The sequence below is a fragment of the Rhizobacter sp. P1_G5 genome, assembly GCF_056405435.1.
Map to the genome: position 1 here is coordinate 1 of NZ_JBFUCB010001155.1, position 691 is coordinate 691.

At 69.6% G+C, this 691-nt stretch carries 1 protein-coding gene; it reads left to right on the top strand.

Annotation, left to right across the window (positions count from 1 at the left end):
* Window positions 1-115: 115 nt before the first annotated feature.
* Window positions 116-691: cyclic nucleotide-binding domain-containing protein (locus AC1D12_RS34695; protein ID WP_477845583.1), on the top strand; the 576-nt coding region annotated here is incomplete at its 3' end.

The following is a 691-nucleotide window of genomic DNA, read 5'->3' on the forward strand; positions in this document are numbered from 1 at the left end:
CGCTCGACCAGAACCTGTCGGACCTGGTTCGCCGCAACATCATCTCGCCGGCCGAAGCGCGCGCGAAGGCGAAGTTCCCCGAAAACTTCCCCGGCTGATCCGCCGCAGGTGCCGCGTGAAACGACTCTTTGATCGCCTGAAGCGCGGCGGCGACGACACGCCTGCGGTGTCGAAGGAAGACGCGGGCCTCAGCGAATCCGGCTTCTTCTCGACCCAGTTCGCCGACCGCGCCGAAGACACGCAGGAGCTGGCCACCTGGGCCGCGCGCGCACCGGCGGTGGGGGCCACTCCGATCGAGCGCAAGCAGGCCGAGCCGCTGTTCGCCCGGCTGTGGGGCGCCGACCGCTATGTGGCGGCGTTGAGCCCCGACGAGCTGCAGCGCATGAGCCAGTACCTGCAGTTCGTGCAGGTGCCGGCCAACAAGGAAGTGATCGGCCAGGACGAGCAGGGCGACTACATGCTGATCGTGCTCGACGGCACGCTGGCCGTCGACCGCATCCAGCCGTGGGGCGGGCGGGCCCGGCTGGCCGAGGCGCGGGCCGGCGACATGCTGGGCGAGATGTCGCTGCTCGACGCGGGCGCCCGCTTCTCGGCCTGCACCACGCTGACGCCGTGTACCCTCGCGGTGGTGGATGCACAGCGATTGGATGAGATGATCRTGTTCGAGCCGCGACTCGGCCTGGCCTTGCTG